The sequence below is a fragment of the Colwellia piezophila ATCC BAA-637 genome (assembly GCF_000378625.1).
GTDB classification, from domain to species: domain Bacteria; phylum Pseudomonadota; class Gammaproteobacteria; order Enterobacterales; family Alteromonadaceae; genus Colwellia; species Colwellia piezophila.
Genome location: NZ_KB905188.1, coordinates 1 through 15,457 on the forward strand (window position 1 = coordinate 1; position 15,457 = coordinate 15,457).

The 15,457-nt window shown below is 40.7% G+C and carries 12 protein-coding genes; 4 read left to right on the forward strand and 8 right to left on the reverse strand.

From position 1 onward, the window contains the following. Window positions 1–332 precede the first annotated feature (332 nt). The gene (locus F580_RS27200) at window positions 333–1,007 is read right to left on the reverse strand and encodes a lytic transglycosylase domain-containing protein (RefSeq protein ID WP_019030166.1); all 675 of its coding nucleotides are present in this window, start codon (window positions 1,005–1,007) and stop codon (window positions 333–335) included. A 151-nt stretch (window positions 1,008–1,158) separates the two neighbouring features. Here F580_RS27200 and F580_RS0123275 point away from each other — a divergent pair, with 151 nt between their 5' ends. The 3 genes from F580_RS0123275 to F580_RS0123285 are packed head-to-tail and all read left to right on the forward strand — an operon-like array spanning window position 1,159 to window position 5,520. Beyond that, complete coding sequence (locus F580_RS0123275) at window positions 1,159–3,012, forward strand: assimilatory sulfite reductase (NADPH) flavoprotein subunit (protein WP_026301626.1); 1,854 nt, start codon at window positions 1,159–1,161, stop codon at window positions 3,010–3,012. After that, a complete protein-coding gene (gene cysI, locus F580_RS0123280; protein WP_019030168.1) occupies window positions 3,012–4,766 on the forward strand; it encodes an assimilatory sulfite reductase (NADPH) hemoprotein subunit in 1,755 nt (584 codons plus the stop codon). The genes F580_RS0123275 and cysI overlap by 1 nt, the downstream gene beginning before the upstream one ends. After that, complete coding sequence (locus F580_RS0123285; RefSeq protein WP_019030169.1) at window positions 4,759–5,520, forward strand: phosphoadenylyl-sulfate reductase; 762 nt, start codon at window positions 4,759–4,761, stop codon at window positions 5,518–5,520. Before cysI ends, F580_RS0123285 begins: the two co-directional genes overlap by 8 nt. Window positions 5,521–6,017: 497 nt before the next feature. Here F580_RS0123285 and F580_RS0123290 read toward each other — a convergent pair whose 3' ends face one another. From F580_RS0123290 to F580_RS0123310, 5 genes are all read right to left on the reverse strand, one after another. Further along, window positions 6,018–6,866 carry a TolB-like translocation protein gene (locus tag F580_RS0123290; RefSeq protein WP_019030170.1) on the reverse strand — a complete coding sequence of 283 codons (849 nt, stop codon included), beginning with the start codon at window positions 6,864–6,866 and terminating at the stop codon, window positions 6,018–6,020. A 10-nt stretch (window positions 6,867–6,876) separates the two neighbouring features. Next, entirely contained in the window at window positions 6,877–8,088 is a 1,212-nt protein-coding gene (locus tag F580_RS0123295; protein WP_019030171.1) for a serine hydrolase domain-containing protein, read from the reverse strand. Window positions 8,089–8,179: 91 nt separating this feature from the next. After that, window positions 8,180–9,073: a TolB family protein gene (locus tag F580_RS0123300; protein ID WP_019030172.1), complete on the reverse strand. Its 894-nt coding sequence runs from the start codon at window positions 9,071–9,073 to the stop codon at window positions 8,180–8,182. A gap of 3 nt (window positions 9,074–9,076) precedes the next feature. Beyond that, a complete protein-coding gene (locus tag F580_RS0123305; protein WP_019030173.1) occupies window positions 9,077–9,982 on the reverse strand; it encodes a PD40 domain-containing protein in 906 nt (301 codons plus the stop codon). A gap of 12 nt (window positions 9,983–9,994) precedes the next feature. Then, window positions 9,995–10,831 carry an alpha/beta hydrolase gene (locus tag F580_RS0123310; RefSeq protein ID WP_026301627.1) on the reverse strand — a complete coding sequence of 279 codons (837 nt, stop codon included), beginning with the start codon at window positions 10,829–10,831 and terminating at the stop codon, window positions 9,995–9,997. Window positions 10,832–11,159: 328 nt separating this feature from the next. Here F580_RS0123310 and F580_RS0123315 point away from each other — a divergent pair, with 328 nt between their 5' ends. Continuing rightward, window positions 11,160–13,403, forward strand: coding sequence for a winged helix-turn-helix domain-containing protein (locus F580_RS0123315; protein WP_019030175.1), 2,244 nt, complete (start codon window positions 11,160–11,162; stop codon window positions 13,401–13,403). Window positions 13,404–13,785: 382 nt separating this feature from the next. Here the strand turns inward: F580_RS0123315 and epmA are convergent, their stop codons facing one another. Together epmA and F580_RS0123325 are read right to left on the reverse strand one after the other, a co-directional pair. Further along, a complete protein-coding gene (gene epmA, locus F580_RS0123320) occupies window positions 13,786–14,763 on the reverse strand; it encodes an elongation factor P--(R)-beta-lysine ligase (RefSeq protein ID WP_019030176.1) in 978 nt (325 codons plus the stop codon). A 264-nt stretch (window positions 14,764–15,027) separates the two neighbouring features. Next, window positions 15,028–15,457 (reverse strand): EF-Tu C-terminal domain-related protein (locus F580_RS0123325; RefSeq protein WP_019030177.1); only part of this gene is annotated, 430 nt, incomplete at its 5' end.

A 15,457-nucleotide genomic window follows, 5' to 3' on the forward strand; every position in this document is an offset into this window, starting at 1 on the left:
GACTTTAGACAAGGAGAAGAACGTAAACATAGCCAGTCTATATTTTTGTTCTTTAACGCCGCTTAAAGTCATTTAAAACCCATCGCAGAAGCGCTTGAGCAACCTCACTTCATCGGTACATCAATTTGAAATGGCGCTACATGGATGTAGTTTAGAAGAGAATGCAGGAGCATATTCTCCTGAATAACCATGGCTACATTGATATGCCTTGAATTGAAATTGCTCAAGCACTCTGAAACATGCATCTTGAATGGTAACGGGTATATACATATTCACGGCTTTTTTGTGTCCAACATAAGTGTGGTAACCTTAACAAAATAGGATTACCTGCGTTATTTATTAAAGTGCGAGAAGTGACCATAACGTTGATGTAAAATACCTACCCGCTCAACATATACTTGCGTTTCTTTATAAGGAGGAATACCGCCATACCGTTTCACCGCCCCCTCGCCAGCATTGTATGCTGCAGAAGCCAGTCGATTATCACCCTTATATTTTCTAAGTAAACGTGCTAAATGTTTAACCCCGCCTTTAATATTTTGCTGAGCACTTAATGAATTCTTTACCCCTAATTCTCTTGCCGTCGCTGGCATTAATTGCATAAGACCTTGAGCACCCTGCTTAGATACAGCTTGCGCATTAAAATGAGACTCCGCATGAATGACAGCACGTACAAAAGCAGGATCGACACCATATTTTAATGCCGCTTGGTTAATATCATTTCGATAAGGCTGTAAGTAAAGCTTTGCTTGACGCCAATCAATGAGTGAATCGACTGCACAGGCATAACAATCAAAACGGTAACGTTTATAATCAACATCTATGGGTTCGATATCAGAGAAAGAGGTCACCCCTAAAGATGACTTATAAGTATAAATATTCTCTAATTTTTTATCTGCAGCAATGCTATCTCCGCTGACGAAAGTCAAAGCAAGCATCAAGATAAGCAGCGGATTAACACTTGGACTGAGAACATTATATCTATGAGTGTTTAAAAAGTTTTTCATTGCGCCTCTATTATCCTGCAATTTTAATAACAGCAAAAATATTTCTAAAACCTATATTCCATTTTGGAATAAAAAATCGCTATCTATTCCTTTTGATCTGACTTCAAATTGTCTATTCTTCTTTCATCAATTGTCATGGGTGAAAATAGTTATGTTGCCAGAGCAGCGCTTATTAAATCAAAACACATCAAATTCAGCAAATAATAGTAGTGCCTTAGATGCAAATCAACTAGCGTCACTCCAACAAAGCGTAGCTGATTATTCTTCACTGCAACTTGCTTGGGCAAGTGGTTACTTAGCGGCGAAAAGTGAACAAGGTCAAAATGCTCAAATCGCACCAGCTCAAGTTGCTGCAGTTGTTGCTGCTAAAACCTTAACTATTTTATATGCCTCGCAAACAGGTAACGCTAAAGGTGTTGCCGGTCAGCTAGAAAAAAATGCTAAAGCGGCAGGTATTAATGTTGTCCTTAAGAATATTGCCGACTTCAAAGCCAAAGCATTAAAAAATGAAAGTCATCTAATAATTGTAGCCAGTACTAATGGCGAAGGCGAGCCGCCAGATGATGCCATTGAGTTTCATGAATTCTTATTAGGCAAGAAAGCGCCTAAATTACCTAACCTAAGCTACAGTGTTTTAGCCTTAGGTGATAGCAGCTATGAATTTTTCTGTAAAACAGGTCAAGACTTTGATGAACGCCTACAGACACTAGGTGCCAAACAAGTAATGCCACGTGTTGATTGTGATGTTGATTACGACAGTGACAGTGAAAGTTGGACTTTAAAGATAGTTGAAAGCTTAAAAGACGAACTAACGCAAGCCAATGCACCTTTAACGATCGTCAGTAATATTGGTGATTTACCTACTGCCGGTGCTGCAAGTCAGTATTCAAAACAAAATCCATTGTCAGCTGAGTTCTCACTAAGTCAAAAAATTACTGGTCGTGATTCAGCTAAAGATGTTCGTCATATTGAAATTGATTTAGGTGAATCCGGTTTAACTTATCAAGTCGGTGACGCTTTAGGTGTTTGGTTTGAAAATGATGAAAAACTTGTTGCCAAGTTACTTACCGAGCTTAATTTTTCTGGCGATGAAAAAATCAGTTTAAAAGTTTCAGGTGAAATACAAGAGTTTTCATTAAAAGAAGCACTAATTAGCCAATTAGAAATTACTCAAACAGCGCCATCATTTGTTGAGTTTTGGGCACAAGCTTCTAAAGACAGCAAGTTAGTTACTGTAGCTAGTGATAAAAACTCGGCACGAGAATTTGCCGGAGTACATCAAATTATTGATGTTGTTAGCCTAGCGAAAGCAAAAATTGATGCACAAAGCTTTGTTGATGCTTTACGTAAAATCACCCCGCGTTTATATTCAATTGCCTCAGCGCAAGCTGAAGTTGAAGAAGAAGTACATTTAACCGTTGGTATTGTTAGTTATGAAAGCAATGGTGATACTCGCACAGGTGGTGCCTCAGGTTTTCTAACCGAACGTTTAGCCGAAGGTCAAAAAATACGCGTTTTTGTTGAACATAATGATAACTTCCGTTTACCACAATCAGACGATACAGCCGTCATTATGATTGGCCCAGGTACCGGTGTTGCGCCATTTAGAGCCTTTATGCAAGAGCGTGAAGCGCATGATGCTAGTGGCGACAACTGGATGTTCTTTGGTGATCAAACTTTCACCCAAGACTTCTTATACCAAACTGAATGGCAGAACTATTTAAAGTCCGGGTTATTAACCCGTATGGACGTAGCTTTTTCTCGTGACCAAGCCGAGAAAATCTATGTACAAGACCGATTAAAAGAACAAGCAGCTGAAGTATTTTCCTGGTTAGAGCGTGGCGCACATCTTTATATTTGTGGTGATGCTAACCACATGGCTAAAGATGTTCACCAAACCTTGGTAGAAATCATTGCCGAGCACGGCAAATTAAGCACAGCACAAGCAGAAGATTATTTAAAATCACTTAGATCTAATAAGCGTTACCAGAAGGATGTTTACTAATGAGCAACGATTTCACCAAAGTTGAAAACCCTGTCTTGATTGTTGAAGGTAAACAAGCCGATAACGAACGCATGAAAGCAGAATCAGATTTTTTGCGTGGCACTATTGTTGACGATTTAGCCAATAGAATGACTGGTGGCTTCACCAGCGATAACTCGCAGTTAATTCGTACTCACGGTATGTATCAACAAGATGACCGTGATATTCGCGCCGAACGTCAAAAGCAAAAGCTTGAGCCATTACATAATGTTATGCTCAGAGCGCGTTTACCCGGTGGTATTATTAATCCAACACAATGGTTGGCCATTGATAAGTTTGCTGATGATTATACTTCTTACGGCAGCATTCGTTTAACCACCCGTCAAACATTTCAGTTTCACGGGGTATTGAAGCCAAACATTAAGTTAATGCATCAAACCCTTAACAGTATTGGCCTTGATTCAATTGCGACCGCGGGTGATGTTAACCGTAACGTACTTTGTACTTCCAACCCTGTTGAGTCTGAATTGCATCAAGAGGCGTATGAATGGGCCACTAAACTTAGTGAACATTTATTACCAAAAACGCGTGCTTACGCGGAAATTTGGTTAGATGAAGAACGTGTTGAAACAACGGAGGGTGAAGAAGTAGAGCCTATTTTAGGCAGTAACTATTTACCGCGTAAGTTTAAAACGACCGTAGTGATTCCACCGAATAACGATATTGATGTGCATGCTAACGACTTAAACTTTGTTGCCATTAGTGAAGACGGTAAATTAATCGGCTTTAACGTACTGGTTGGTGGTGGTTTAGCCATGACTCATGGTGATAATGCGACGTACCCTCGTTGTGCGGATGACTTTGGTTTTATCACCAAAGAGCACACCTTAGCGATTGCTGAAGCGGTTGTTACTACGCAACGTGATTGGGGTAACCGTGTTAACCGTAAAAATGCCAAAACTAAATATACCTTAGACCGAGTGGGTGTTGATACCTTTAAGGCCGAAGTTGAACGTCGTGCTGGTATTAACTTTAGCGATTCTCGTCCATACGAGTTCACCACGCGTGGTGATAATTTTGGTTGGGTTGCCGGTATTGATGGTAAATATCACTTAACCTTATTTATCGAAAATGGTCGTATTCTTGATTCCCTAAGCGCAGATTTAGACGGTAAAAGCTTAAAAACCGGTATGCGTGAAATTGCCAAAATCCATCAAGGTGATTTCCGTTTAACCGCGAACCAGAACCTAATTGTTGCCGGCGTAGCTGAAGCTGATAAAGCAGCGATTGAACAACTGGCCCGTGAGCATGGTTTAATGAATGACGGTGTTTCTAAGCAACGTAAAAACTCTATGGCTTGTGTGGCCTTTCCAACGTGTCCACTGGCTATGGCTGAAGCCGAGCGTTATTTACCCGGTTTAGTTGATGATGTTGAAAACATCCTCGCTAAAAATGGCTTGAAAGATGAAAGCATTATATTACGTGTTACCGGCTGTCCAAACGGCTGTGGCCGCGCCATGCTTGCTGAAATAGGATTGATTGGTAAAGGTCCAGGTAAGTACAATATGTACCTTGGCAGTGATGTAGCAGGCTCTCGTGTACCAAAATTATACAAAGAAAATGTTGATGAAGCCGGTGTACTTGAGGAAATTGATGCCTTAACTACCCGTTGGTCAGCAGAAAGAACTGCTGGCGAAGCCTTTGGTGATTTTGTTATCCGCGTCGGTATTGTTGAGCAAGTTATCGTCAGCTTTAGGGATTTTCATCATGCTTAATGCCGCAACCAACGTGGCAGAGAAAGGGCTTACTAGCCCGTTTGATGTCGCCTTCCCTAACCCTTCGATGGCAGATTGGAATCAATCGCTTGAAAAAGAATCGCCTATTGCCCGAGTAGAATGGGCAATGGACAACTTACCGGGTGAATTTGTCTTATCGTCTAGCTTTGGTATTCAGTCTGCAGTGATGCTGCACTTGCTTACCCAAGTTGATAGTAATATTCCGGTATTAATTACTGATACGGGTCACTTATTTCCTGAAACTTACCGTTTTATTGAACAGTTAACTGAACGTCTAAAGTTAAATTTACACGTTTATCAAGCGAAAGAAAGTGCCGCTTGGCAGCAAGCAAAGTATGGTGAAGAATGGGCACAAAGTGATGATACCCTTAAAGCCTATAATCGTCGTAATAAGGTTGAACCTTTGGAACGCGGTTTATCTGATCTTAATGCCAGTACTTGGTTTTCAGGTATTCGTCGTCAACAATCGGCGCATAGAGAAAGTTTATCGGTTGTCAGTACACTACGCGGTCGTTATAAAGTACATCCAATTATTGATTGGACTAATAAAGATGTGCATGAATATCTAACTAAGCATAATTTACCTTACCATCCTCTTTGGGATGAAGGTTATGTTTCAGTGGGTGATGTCCATAGCACCAAACCGTTAACCCTAGGTATGAGTGAAGAAGATACTCGTTTTGGCGCCGGCCAACGTGAATGTGGTTTGCATACTGATGGTGATGGTATTTAATTACCCTATTAACTTCTTACCTCAACCGTAAAAATAAAAAGCTAAAAGAGACTCTCTTTTAGCTTTTTTTGTGGCAATTATTTGTCCGTATTTAATAACTTAAAGTTTGTTTTTCCTGCTTAACCTCACGGTGACGACCACACCCAAAGGGCGACTTACAGCCGAGCCTCCCCTTGGAAACCCTGCGACGCCCTACTCAGCAGAACATTCAGCTTTCATTTCAACTAGGGTAAACCACGATTCCTGCCGCTACTAAGCTCATGGTACAAGTCGTCCATGAACAACGGCAGCCCACGACGTCAGGACAATAAGCGCCTTTACTTGAAAGAGCCTCGATAACACTTGAGTGAATTGAAGAATACGTTTGTTAGCAACTCCTAGGGATTCTAAAGGGAGAAGACATAGTGGCGGCAGCTATCAGTTGGATAGCGAGCGCTCAACGATCGCAGAAGGCGCACCGTCTTTTGGTGCTCTTGCTGCGATTGTTATATGGTTCATTATTTAGGCCTAAGTGTCTCAATAATCTGCGCATCCACCCAATAAGGGCTTCCTTCCACAGACCTACTTCCATCTTCCCTATGTTTTACATCTCCCTTCCAAAAAAATAAATATTTTCCATCGGGTGTCACTTTCGGGCGTTGTTCATAGGCTGCTGTGTTTATCTTATCTCCCATGTTAATTGCTTCCCCCCATGAACCATCTTTCTTTCGAAAACTAATATAGATATCAGGAGTGTTTTCACCTTCTTTCTCAGCATCCCACATTAAATAGGACTCATCTGGAGCAATGAAGGGGTGGGCAATATATTTTCCTGTGTTAATCGCTTTGGTCATTTTTTGAGGCTCTTCATATTTGCCATCTATAAGGCGTGAATAACTCATATGCCCACTGCCGTCTTTTTCGAAATCTATAAAATAAAAATAATAAGTTCCTTTAGCGGAGACGGTGAAACCAGTGATGGGAATGTCTTTGAAAGGTTTAAGGCTTTTCATCTCTGATAAACTAGGATTGAATTTTTCCGCATATTTATTTGTATCAGTTGACGGGATAGACTTCCTGCTCCATCGCTCGTTTTTGTATTGCATAACAAACAATGTAGGTTCTTTATATTTTCCACCAGACCTAGTGAAAGAGAACTCTCTCATATCTGGTAAAAACACTACTTCAGTTTCAAGATACTCTTCTGTCGAAACAATACCAGGAGCAAACAATACAGGAATTAAGCCTGGTGGTTTTTGTCCAAGAGAGGGGCCTTCGAGGACTGGCAGCTGATCATGGCTATGGCTAGCGCTACTCATCATAAGTGCAGAAAGCAACAGAGCCACTGGTACACAAGCAATTTTCATGATTTTTTCCTTAATTAACAAACGCAGGTAGGATAGTTTTTGAAACTTGAGTGAATATTTTATCTTCCATATCCAAGCCTGTGATCACAACAACTAAGTCAAGCGCTTCAACCGAAATAACGCGATTTCCACCACCACCCCAAGCTATTTTGACATCATAGCTTTTGTCTCCGACTGCAACATCAGTTTGATACCACAAATAGCCATAGAAAAAGGTTTCGGGTTCCTGCCAATCTTCAGTAGCTCGAGTAATTGCGCTGGTGGCCTTCGCTAAATAATCTGCTGAAAGCAGTTGTTCGCCTTTCCATTGTCCTTCATCGGTGACCAAGACTCCCAATTTGAGCATATCGCGAGACGTCATGCTTAATCTTCCATCCCCTATTGGTAGGCCACTTTTGTCATCTTTCCATTTATAATTAGTGATCCCTAACTTTCCGAAAAATTCATTTTTAATAAAATCTTTAGCGGATCCTGGCACAACAGCATCGAGGACTTGCATGACCATAATTGGATCAGGGCCTTGGTACTTATAAACCTGAGACATAGAGGTAACAGGCTCACTCAGCTCAAGAAAAGCCTGAACCTGAGCCAAACCTTTAAAAATTTCTGAATTCCCCCTGAATTTGGTCATCTGTTCATCACTGAAACGAAGTCCCGATCTCATCGTCAACGCTTGGTGAAGAGTGATCTTATCTACACCATCAACAAATTTTGTTGGGTCCAGGCCTTTCAAAAAGCTGACCAGAGGTTTGTCTAAGTCGGCCATGGTTAGATAACCCAGCTGGATTGCACGGCCGAGCAACAAGCTTGCGTAACCTTTAGTCGCTGAATTTTGAAAGTGAGGTAGGTTGATGCGACCGCGTTTATAATAAGATTCAAATAGAAACTTGCCCTTATGCGCGATAAGCAGGCTGTCGTATTCACCGTGTTTATTATCAGCGAGTTCCTCGGCCAGTTTGACAATCATGTTTTTATTACCACCATCAATACCCAATTCACCAACTGCTAGATCGCCTTTTCTGGCTGCAGGTGTTGTATCGATAAAGGCTTTTTTGAGATCAGGAATATCCCTGAATGAGAGCTTGGCCTCGGCGGCTGAAACCTCTGGTGCTAGGCTATTATTCCTGTCGGCGCTTTCTACAGCACTCACTGTAGCAATGCTGCTAAAACAGCTTAATAGAGCGACGGCGATTAAACTTTTGAATTTTAAGTTGATTTCCATAGGTATTCCCTTTGTTTTGTTTACTTTTTATTCTTAAATCGATCTGGATTAGCACCCTTATACATCTGTGTTAATGTCCTTGTTATATAGCTTATAATTTGGGCCTGAGGGTCTCAATAATCTGTGCATCCACCCAGTAGATATCTGTATTACCGTCAGCTACGTTTCTGTTAAAGAGCATGTACTTGCCGTCAGGGGTGACGCTTGCATAGAAATCCTCTCGATCGGAATTGACTTTGTCACCCATATTAATCGCAGGTCCCCATGAGCCATCTTTTTGTCGGTAACTAATATAAAGATCATTGCCACCAAAGCCGCCTTCCCGTTCGCTATCCCAAATCAGGTAGCTTTCGTCTGCCGCGATAAAGGGATGGGCCGTCCATTCTCCTGTATTGACCACTGAAGCCATCTTTTTTGGAGTTTGGTGCTCGCCGTTCTTGAGCCTTGAAATGCGGATTACCTTGTTTTTATAATCGTCAAAAACATAGGTGCCTTTGGCAGATGCCGTCAGGCGCATAATGCCCCAGTCTTTGCGGTCAAACATCGGCCCAAGGCTTTTTCGTTCTGACCAGCCATCGCCAATACGGTCTTTATACCCTTCTGCCATATGCCACCGCTTGCCGTCAGGCGAGAACGCGGTTTCACCGTTTCGCGGAAATTCTAGATATTTGGTCCAGATATTGTTTTCTTGCCGGAAGCCGATAACGGTTCGGCGTGCATATTTTCCGCCTTTTGTGGTGAAGTAAAATTCTGTCATGCCGGGGGCAAATATGCCCTCACCATCCCAGCTTTTTTTTGAGATGATGCCCGGTGCAAACGGTTCAGCCACCATGCCTGATGGTTTTTGCCCCATATAGGGACCTTTCAAGATTGGAAATTCATCTTGGCTATTTTTTTCATGACTATAACTATTGCCACTCATCATCAGAGCAGAGCCTAAGAAAAGTATTGAAGGTAAAACTATTGAAGAAAAAACGGCTTTCATAATTTAATCCTTTTTTGAGGCGTGAGAGAGTTTATTCTTGGGTAATGATTTAGGCCTGAGCGTCTCAATAATTTGTGCATCCACCCATTGCATACCCGCATTTTCATTGCTTATAAATCTGTTAAAGAAAAGATATTTTCCGTCTGGCGTTACGGTTGCTCCATTTTCATTATCACTTGTGTTTATTGTATCCCCTAAATTAATAGCAGCACCCCATGAGTTATCTTTCTGTCGAAAAGAAATGAACAAATCGGCGCCACCATATCCGTTTTCTCCTTGCTCATCCCAGATCAAATAGGATTCATCTGGCGCGATGAAGGGGTGTGCATTCCAGTCGCCAAAATCAATGTTCACTGCTTTTGGTTTTTCATGTTTACCGTCGATTAATCGTGAATAACGAATAGGAATTGATTCATTTGCATCGTCAAAATAGTAAGTGCCATTGGATGAAGACATAAGGCGCATGATACGGAGGTCTTTAAAAATAGGCCCTAGGCTTTTTAATTCTGACCATCCTGCTTCGGTACGCTGCTTATAGTGCTTACCCAAATGCATAGTCTTACCGTCTGGAGTAAGAATTGGCCGGCCCACTCTGGGTCCCACCAGAGACTCGCGCCATTGATTGTTTTCGGATTTAAAGACAATTAAAGACCACTTTCTATCTTTGTTGTTTCTCCTAGTAAAATAGAACTCTTTCATATCAGGTGTAAAGAAACCGCTATGGTCACGACGCTCTGTAGAAAGGCCACTGGGTGCGAAAGATTTGGGGGTGGATCCCGGCGGCTTTTGTCCGACATAAGGGCCTTCAAGAACAGGTGGCTTATCATGTCCATAGCTTTTACTACTCATCGTTAGAATAGAAAGCAGCAGGGCTATAGAAATAACCGTAAAAATACCAATAGGTCTCATTATTTATTCTTCCTATTTTGTTAAGCTTGATAACCATTTAACACTACGCACGCCAACCATTGGAAACGAGTCGCTATGGCCAGAAGATTCAATCACTACATGCTTTATTGATGATATTCCTTCATATTTTTTATTTTTTAATTGGGTAATAAATTCATCGACATGCACACCCAACTCCTGCTCCAATTCGCCATAGGAAATAAAGAGGTTGATCTCTGACGCTTTAGTTTTTAATGCTGCATTTTCAAGGGAAAAAAGTAACGGAATATCTCGCCAAAGCGATGGGCTACCTAAGATGTAGTTTTTAAAGGTATCGGGTTGTGCCATTAAGGCGTAAGCACCAAATAAGCCGCCGAGGGAAAAGCCGAAATAAGTGCGATTACTCGGGTCGGTTCGGTAGTTGCTTTCTATAAACTTAATGACATCGTTGCGAATAAAAGTTAGATGATTACTGGCCTGGCCAAATTGATATTTAGCTTGACGTTCTGGGTTGCTTGACTTGCTTATTGAATAATCTCTAGCTCTACTGTCATGTACCCCTGAATCTTCATTGAGGTCTTTTTGATGGGAAATTCCAACTAAAATGACCTCTTCCATCAAGAATTCAGTACCCGATAATAGTTCGATGTGCGTATCTGCATCGGTAAAATAAATGACAGGATAGTTTTTATCTTTATTCTTGGTATATCCCTCGGGCAACTTTATATAAAGCTCGTATTGCCTATCAGCCTGAGTGTCTTTAATAGGAACGACTTGTATTCTTGGCAATGTTAAATCTCTTGTCTCGCCCGCCTCGATTGTTAGAAAAGGCAGCAAATACATCACAACTAAAATTAAAATCTTCTTCATATTCATTAATTTATCCACCTGTTTTTTACTCGGTTGTATTAAAAATTCGTTCTTTTAAATAACGGATTTTCAAAATATTGTTCTTTTAAATAACGGATTTTCAAAATATTGTTCTTTAAAATCTGGACATGAGCTGAATTTAAATCATTTGAACCTAAAAGACCTGACGTGCTACTGAATTTTCGCTGACTTCTCCCTGAATTATGTATTTTCCATTATTATCAGATAGATATAAAGTATGTTAACTGACATTTTGCTTTGTGATAGGATAAGCATTCTCGTTTAGACTCACTTTTGAGTAACAACTTTCATTCTGGTAAGTGTTTATATGGCAGTACAATATTGGGTCGGTGAGTTTTTTGTCGATTTATCTAGGAATCAAGTCACTCAAAAAGAGCAATCGCAAACTATTGCTCCAAAAGCTTTAGCTGTTTTAACCTACCTAGCTGAAAATCAGGGCAGAGTGGTTAGTTACGATGAATTGTTTGCTAAAGTGTGGCCCGACACGATTGTTACGCCTAATACATTACAAAGAAGCATCGCCCAACTAAGAAAAGTATTGGGTCAAGACACTAACCTGCAGTCCTATATTAAGACCCATGCTAAACAAGGATATAGCCTGGAGTGCGATGTTAAATGGCATGATGAGGCTAAACCAGAAACAGCAGTAGCAACAGGAAAAGACCTCGCAATAGCTGACAGTTCAGCAGAAAATGAAGTCAGCAATACTCATGTGAGTACCGAAACTGATGCAGCTGATAAAGCTCAGCCTCCAAGGTATTCTTTTAAACTGATTATTGCTGTTGTTGGCATTGTTATTTTGGCGATTATCGGTTTTAGCTACCTAACACCAACGCAATCATTAAAATTATCCTTTGGCGAGTTACGTTCATTAACAGCCACTGACAACAAAGAGCATTCGGCTATCTATTCGCCTGACGGTGAATACTTTGTTTTCCTTCGCTATTCAGAAGAGTTCTGTAATAGTAGTAATCTCTGGGCAAAAAACATCAAAACTCAGCAAGAAACCCAGCTCACTAAAAACATGGGTCGCTATGGTAGCCACAGTTTCTCTAAAGACGGCAAGAAACTAGTATTTATTAAAACTGAAAACTGCAACAAACCAATGACTCAAAAGGATTGTTATAAACTAATGACCTTGGATTTTGAAAAAGCACTTGCAGCACCTCAATCTCCGAATTTACTAATGGAGTGTAAAAACTCAAGAATAACCAAGGCTACATGGCTCAATAATAACAATATCGCTTTATTGCAGGAGTTTGCTAATCGTTGGAAGTTAACCAGCTATTCGATAGCGGACAACAAAAGTACGGTTATATACGAACTGGAAGACGGTAACTTCGTTGACTATGACTATTCCGCCACAGACGATCTTATCGCGTTAACCAGTATTCACAATGATGGTCTGCACTACATTGAAATAATCAAACCTGATGGCCAGGTTTTATCCAGTCATCCGATTGAATACCCCCCAGAAATAGCCAACTTTAGAAATATCTATCCAAACTTTACACCAACAAGTGAACTCCTTATTTTTAGCACCGGCAGACAACTCTTTACCCTATCTTATGATGGCAAGATAACCAATATTAGTCTGCCTCTTGATGAACCAATGGGGTCGCCGATATTTCACCCAGACGGTAAACGAGCGCTGGTGATTAAGGGAAATTGGGATAGTGATATCGCGACGATTTCCCTATCACAGATAACAAAGTCACAATCAGCCAAAGCACAATCAACGCAAACTCAAGCGGACCAATCCCTAACTAGGGAAAATAACAGTGACTCAAACCCTGCCCCGATAATTCCTGTCCCGACAATACTGGAACGCTCAACACTTGCAGAAGACAACGCCATTTACCAACCTAAGGGTGAGTTAATCGCTTTTAAGTCAACTCGCTTTGGCGATAATCAAATTTGGATAACTCATGGCAACGGCGCACAGCAACTCTCAAATTTTCCGATGGATTCTTCTATTAATGGTATGAATTGGGCCGCTGATGGACAAAGTATTTTGGTCAATGTTAATAATAGCCTCACTCAAGCGACCCTAGATTCAAGCCAAAAATCATTTCCATTCGACCACCGTATTGAACAACTTTTTCATTGGGATAGTGAAGACAATACCGCTTTATTACTTGTACGTATCAAAGGAGTTTTAAAGTTTGGCGAGTTTAATCTGCATAACTCAGAGTTTAGGGTAATAACCGACAAGAAAGTAAACTGGGCGCTAAAAAGTGAAGATGGTCGATTAATTTACACCGATCAATTGGACCGTTTTTGGCAGCCAGGTCCCGCCGAAGACCGACTGATTGAATCACTAGAAAGCCAAGGAAGCGACAAACGATTCATAATAAAAAACAATGTCATTTATGGAATTAATGAGGAATTTCAATTGTGGTCTTATGATCTAAACGAGGATACATTTGAGACCTTAGGTAATATACCTAACAACGTGGATTCATTAACCGACATTAATCAGTCTGACATTCTACTAACACTACGTATTACCGCTAAAAAAGAAGTGGCTGAACTCACTTTAAGGGATTGAAAATATTCAAGTGATTAAGATATTAGTGGCTGATTCTCGGATATTTGGCTCATGCAATTTGGTTTGACCAAGCTCCATTTACAGACAAAGCAACCGATTAAGCCAGTCTGCGAGAAGTATAGCTAAATCGAACCCTGTTCAATCGGTCTATCTTAGATTTTCTACCCCAGCTGAAATAGATCGAATTTAATAAAGCATTTTAAATTGACTGATTTCATCGACCAGAAGTTAACCTTATAAATAAAACGGTAATAACGCCATTAAATCAACAGTGAAAGTTCGATTTTAATAGCTGCTTGATTCCGCTTTGCGTACCAAGTTGTCTTACAAAACGCTAAAGTATGCACAACAAGGTCGTATCTTAGTTTTGTGTTATTTACCGCTAGGCTCGTTCTATTGAAAAACTCTGTACTTCACTTATTTTTTTGATATCAAGCGCTAGCATCACTAGTCGATCAATCCCTAAAGCGACACCTGAACATTGTGGTAGACCATGTTTTAATGCGGCGATAAAGTTTTCATCTATCGGTCTGGTATTCAAACCTAACGCGGTTCTTTTAGCATTATCTTGTTCAAACCTGACTTGTTGCTCATTGGCATCTGTTAGCTCATTAAAGCCGTTAACAAGCTCAATACCACGGTAATAACATTCAAACCGTTGCGCTACCCGTGAATCTTCTTCTGATACTCTGGCCAGTGATGCTTGAGCTATGGGGAAGTTATAAATAAATTGCGGTTGCTCAACACCTATTGTTGGTTCAACTAGTTCAGTAAAAATAAATTGCAGCAGTAAATCTTTGTCGCCACTGTCAATCAGCCAATCGGCAGACTTGTTATGCTTTGCTAGTAGTTGCACTAACTCATCAAAACTTGCGGTAAGTGGATCTATAGCTAACTTTTCGATAAAGACTTCTTGATAACTACTCGATGCGACGTCATTACAGTCTAAAACGGTTTTTAATAACTCAGCCACCTCATCCATTAGGTCAAACTGATCAAAGCCAATACGGTACCATTCAAGCAGCGTGAACTCAGGGTTATGGTAGCGACCGAACTCTTCATGCCGATAAGCTTTGGCAATCTGAAAAATACAGCCATATCCTGAAGCGAGTAAGCGCTTCATGTGGAACTCTGGTGATGTTTGCAAAAATAAGCTAACTGAATGCTCCGCAGATGAATTTGCTAAGAAATTATACTGACAGGTAAAAGCATCAAGATAAACATCGGTGACTGTGCCTTGTGATAACGCCGGTGTTTCAACCTCAACTACTTTTCGCTCAGCAAAGAAATGTCTGATTTTATGTAAGACTGCTGCTCGTTTTTGGGCATTTTGCCATGAAAGTGTTGCTTGCCAGTTCATTATATTTCCTCGTTAATCTGCGCGAACAAGTTCCCGCCTACATAAATTCGATCACTGTAGGCTGGATTTCAATCCCGCACATTATTCAGCGCGAACAAGTTCCCGCCTACACGGGATTTTAATCCCGCGGTTTACTCACAGGTTTTAATTCCAGTATAACAAGATCAAAAAAGGCCGCGTTAGCGACCTTTTTTAGATATTGATAGATTAATTTAATGCCGCTAAGATAAATGCTAGCGTAAATTAGTTATCAATCAGTATTATTTACTTATCAATGATAGTAGAAACAACACCAGCACCAACAGTACGACCACCTTCACGGATAGCGAAGCGTAAACCTTCGTCCATCGCTACTGGGTTGATTAGCTCAACAACAAACTTCAAGTTGTCGCCTGGCATTACCATTTCAACACCTTCAGGAAGCTCTACAGAACCAGTGATATCCGTTGTACGGAAGTAAAACTGTGGACGGTAACCTTTGAAGAATGGAGTATGACGGCCACCTTCATCTTTGCTTAAGATGTAAACTTCTGATTCGAACTTAGTATGAGGTAAGATTGAACCTGGAGCACATAATACTTGACCACGTTCAACGTCTTCACGTTTAAGACCACGTAATAAAATACCACAGTTCTCGCCAGCACGACCTTCGTCAAGAAGCTTACGGAACATTTCAACACCAGTACAAGTAGAT

What these genes read in the sequence shown, in the direction of transcription:
- F580_RS27200 (WP_019030166.1), bottom strand. Translation starts at nt 1,007, where the DNA reads ATGAAAAACTTTTTAAACACTCATAGATATAATGTTCTCAGTCCAAGT.
- F580_RS0123275 (WP_026301626.1), top strand. Translation starts at nt 1,159, where the DNA reads ATGTTGCCAGAGCAGCGCTTATTAAATCAAAACACATCAAATTCAGCA.
- cysI (WP_019030168.1), top strand. Translation starts at nt 3,012, where the DNA reads ATGAGCAACGATTTCACCAAAGTTGAAAACCCTGTCTTGATTGTTGAA.
- F580_RS0123285 (WP_019030169.1), top strand. Translation starts at nt 4,759, where the DNA reads ATGCTTAATGCCGCAACCAACGTGGCAGAGAAAGGGCTTACTAGCCCG.
- F580_RS0123290 (WP_019030170.1), bottom strand. Translation starts at nt 6,866, where the DNA reads ATGAAAATTGCTTGTGTACCAGTGGCTCTGTTGCTTTCTGCACTTATG.
- F580_RS0123295 (WP_019030171.1), bottom strand. Translation starts at nt 8,088, where the DNA reads ATGGAAATCAACTTAAAATTCAAAAGTTTAATCGCCGTCGCTCTATTA.
- F580_RS0123300 (WP_019030172.1), bottom strand. Translation starts at nt 9,073, where the DNA reads ATGAAAGCCGTTTTTTCTTCAATAGTTTTACCTTCAATACTTTTCTTA.
- F580_RS0123305 (WP_019030173.1), bottom strand. Translation starts at nt 9,982, where the DNA reads ATGAGACCTATTGGTATTTTTACGGTTATTTCTATAGCCCTGCTGCTT.
- F580_RS0123310 (WP_026301627.1), bottom strand. Translation starts at nt 10,831, where the DNA reads ATGAAGAAGATTTTAATTTTAGTTGTGATGTATTTGCTGCCTTTTCTA.
- F580_RS0123315 (WP_019030175.1), top strand. Translation starts at nt 11,160, where the DNA reads ATGGCAGTACAATATTGGGTCGGTGAGTTTTTTGTCGATTTATCTAGG.
- epmA (WP_019030176.1), bottom strand. Translation starts at nt 14,763, where the DNA reads ATGAACTGGCAAGCAACACTTTCATGGCAAAATGCCCAAAAACGAGCA.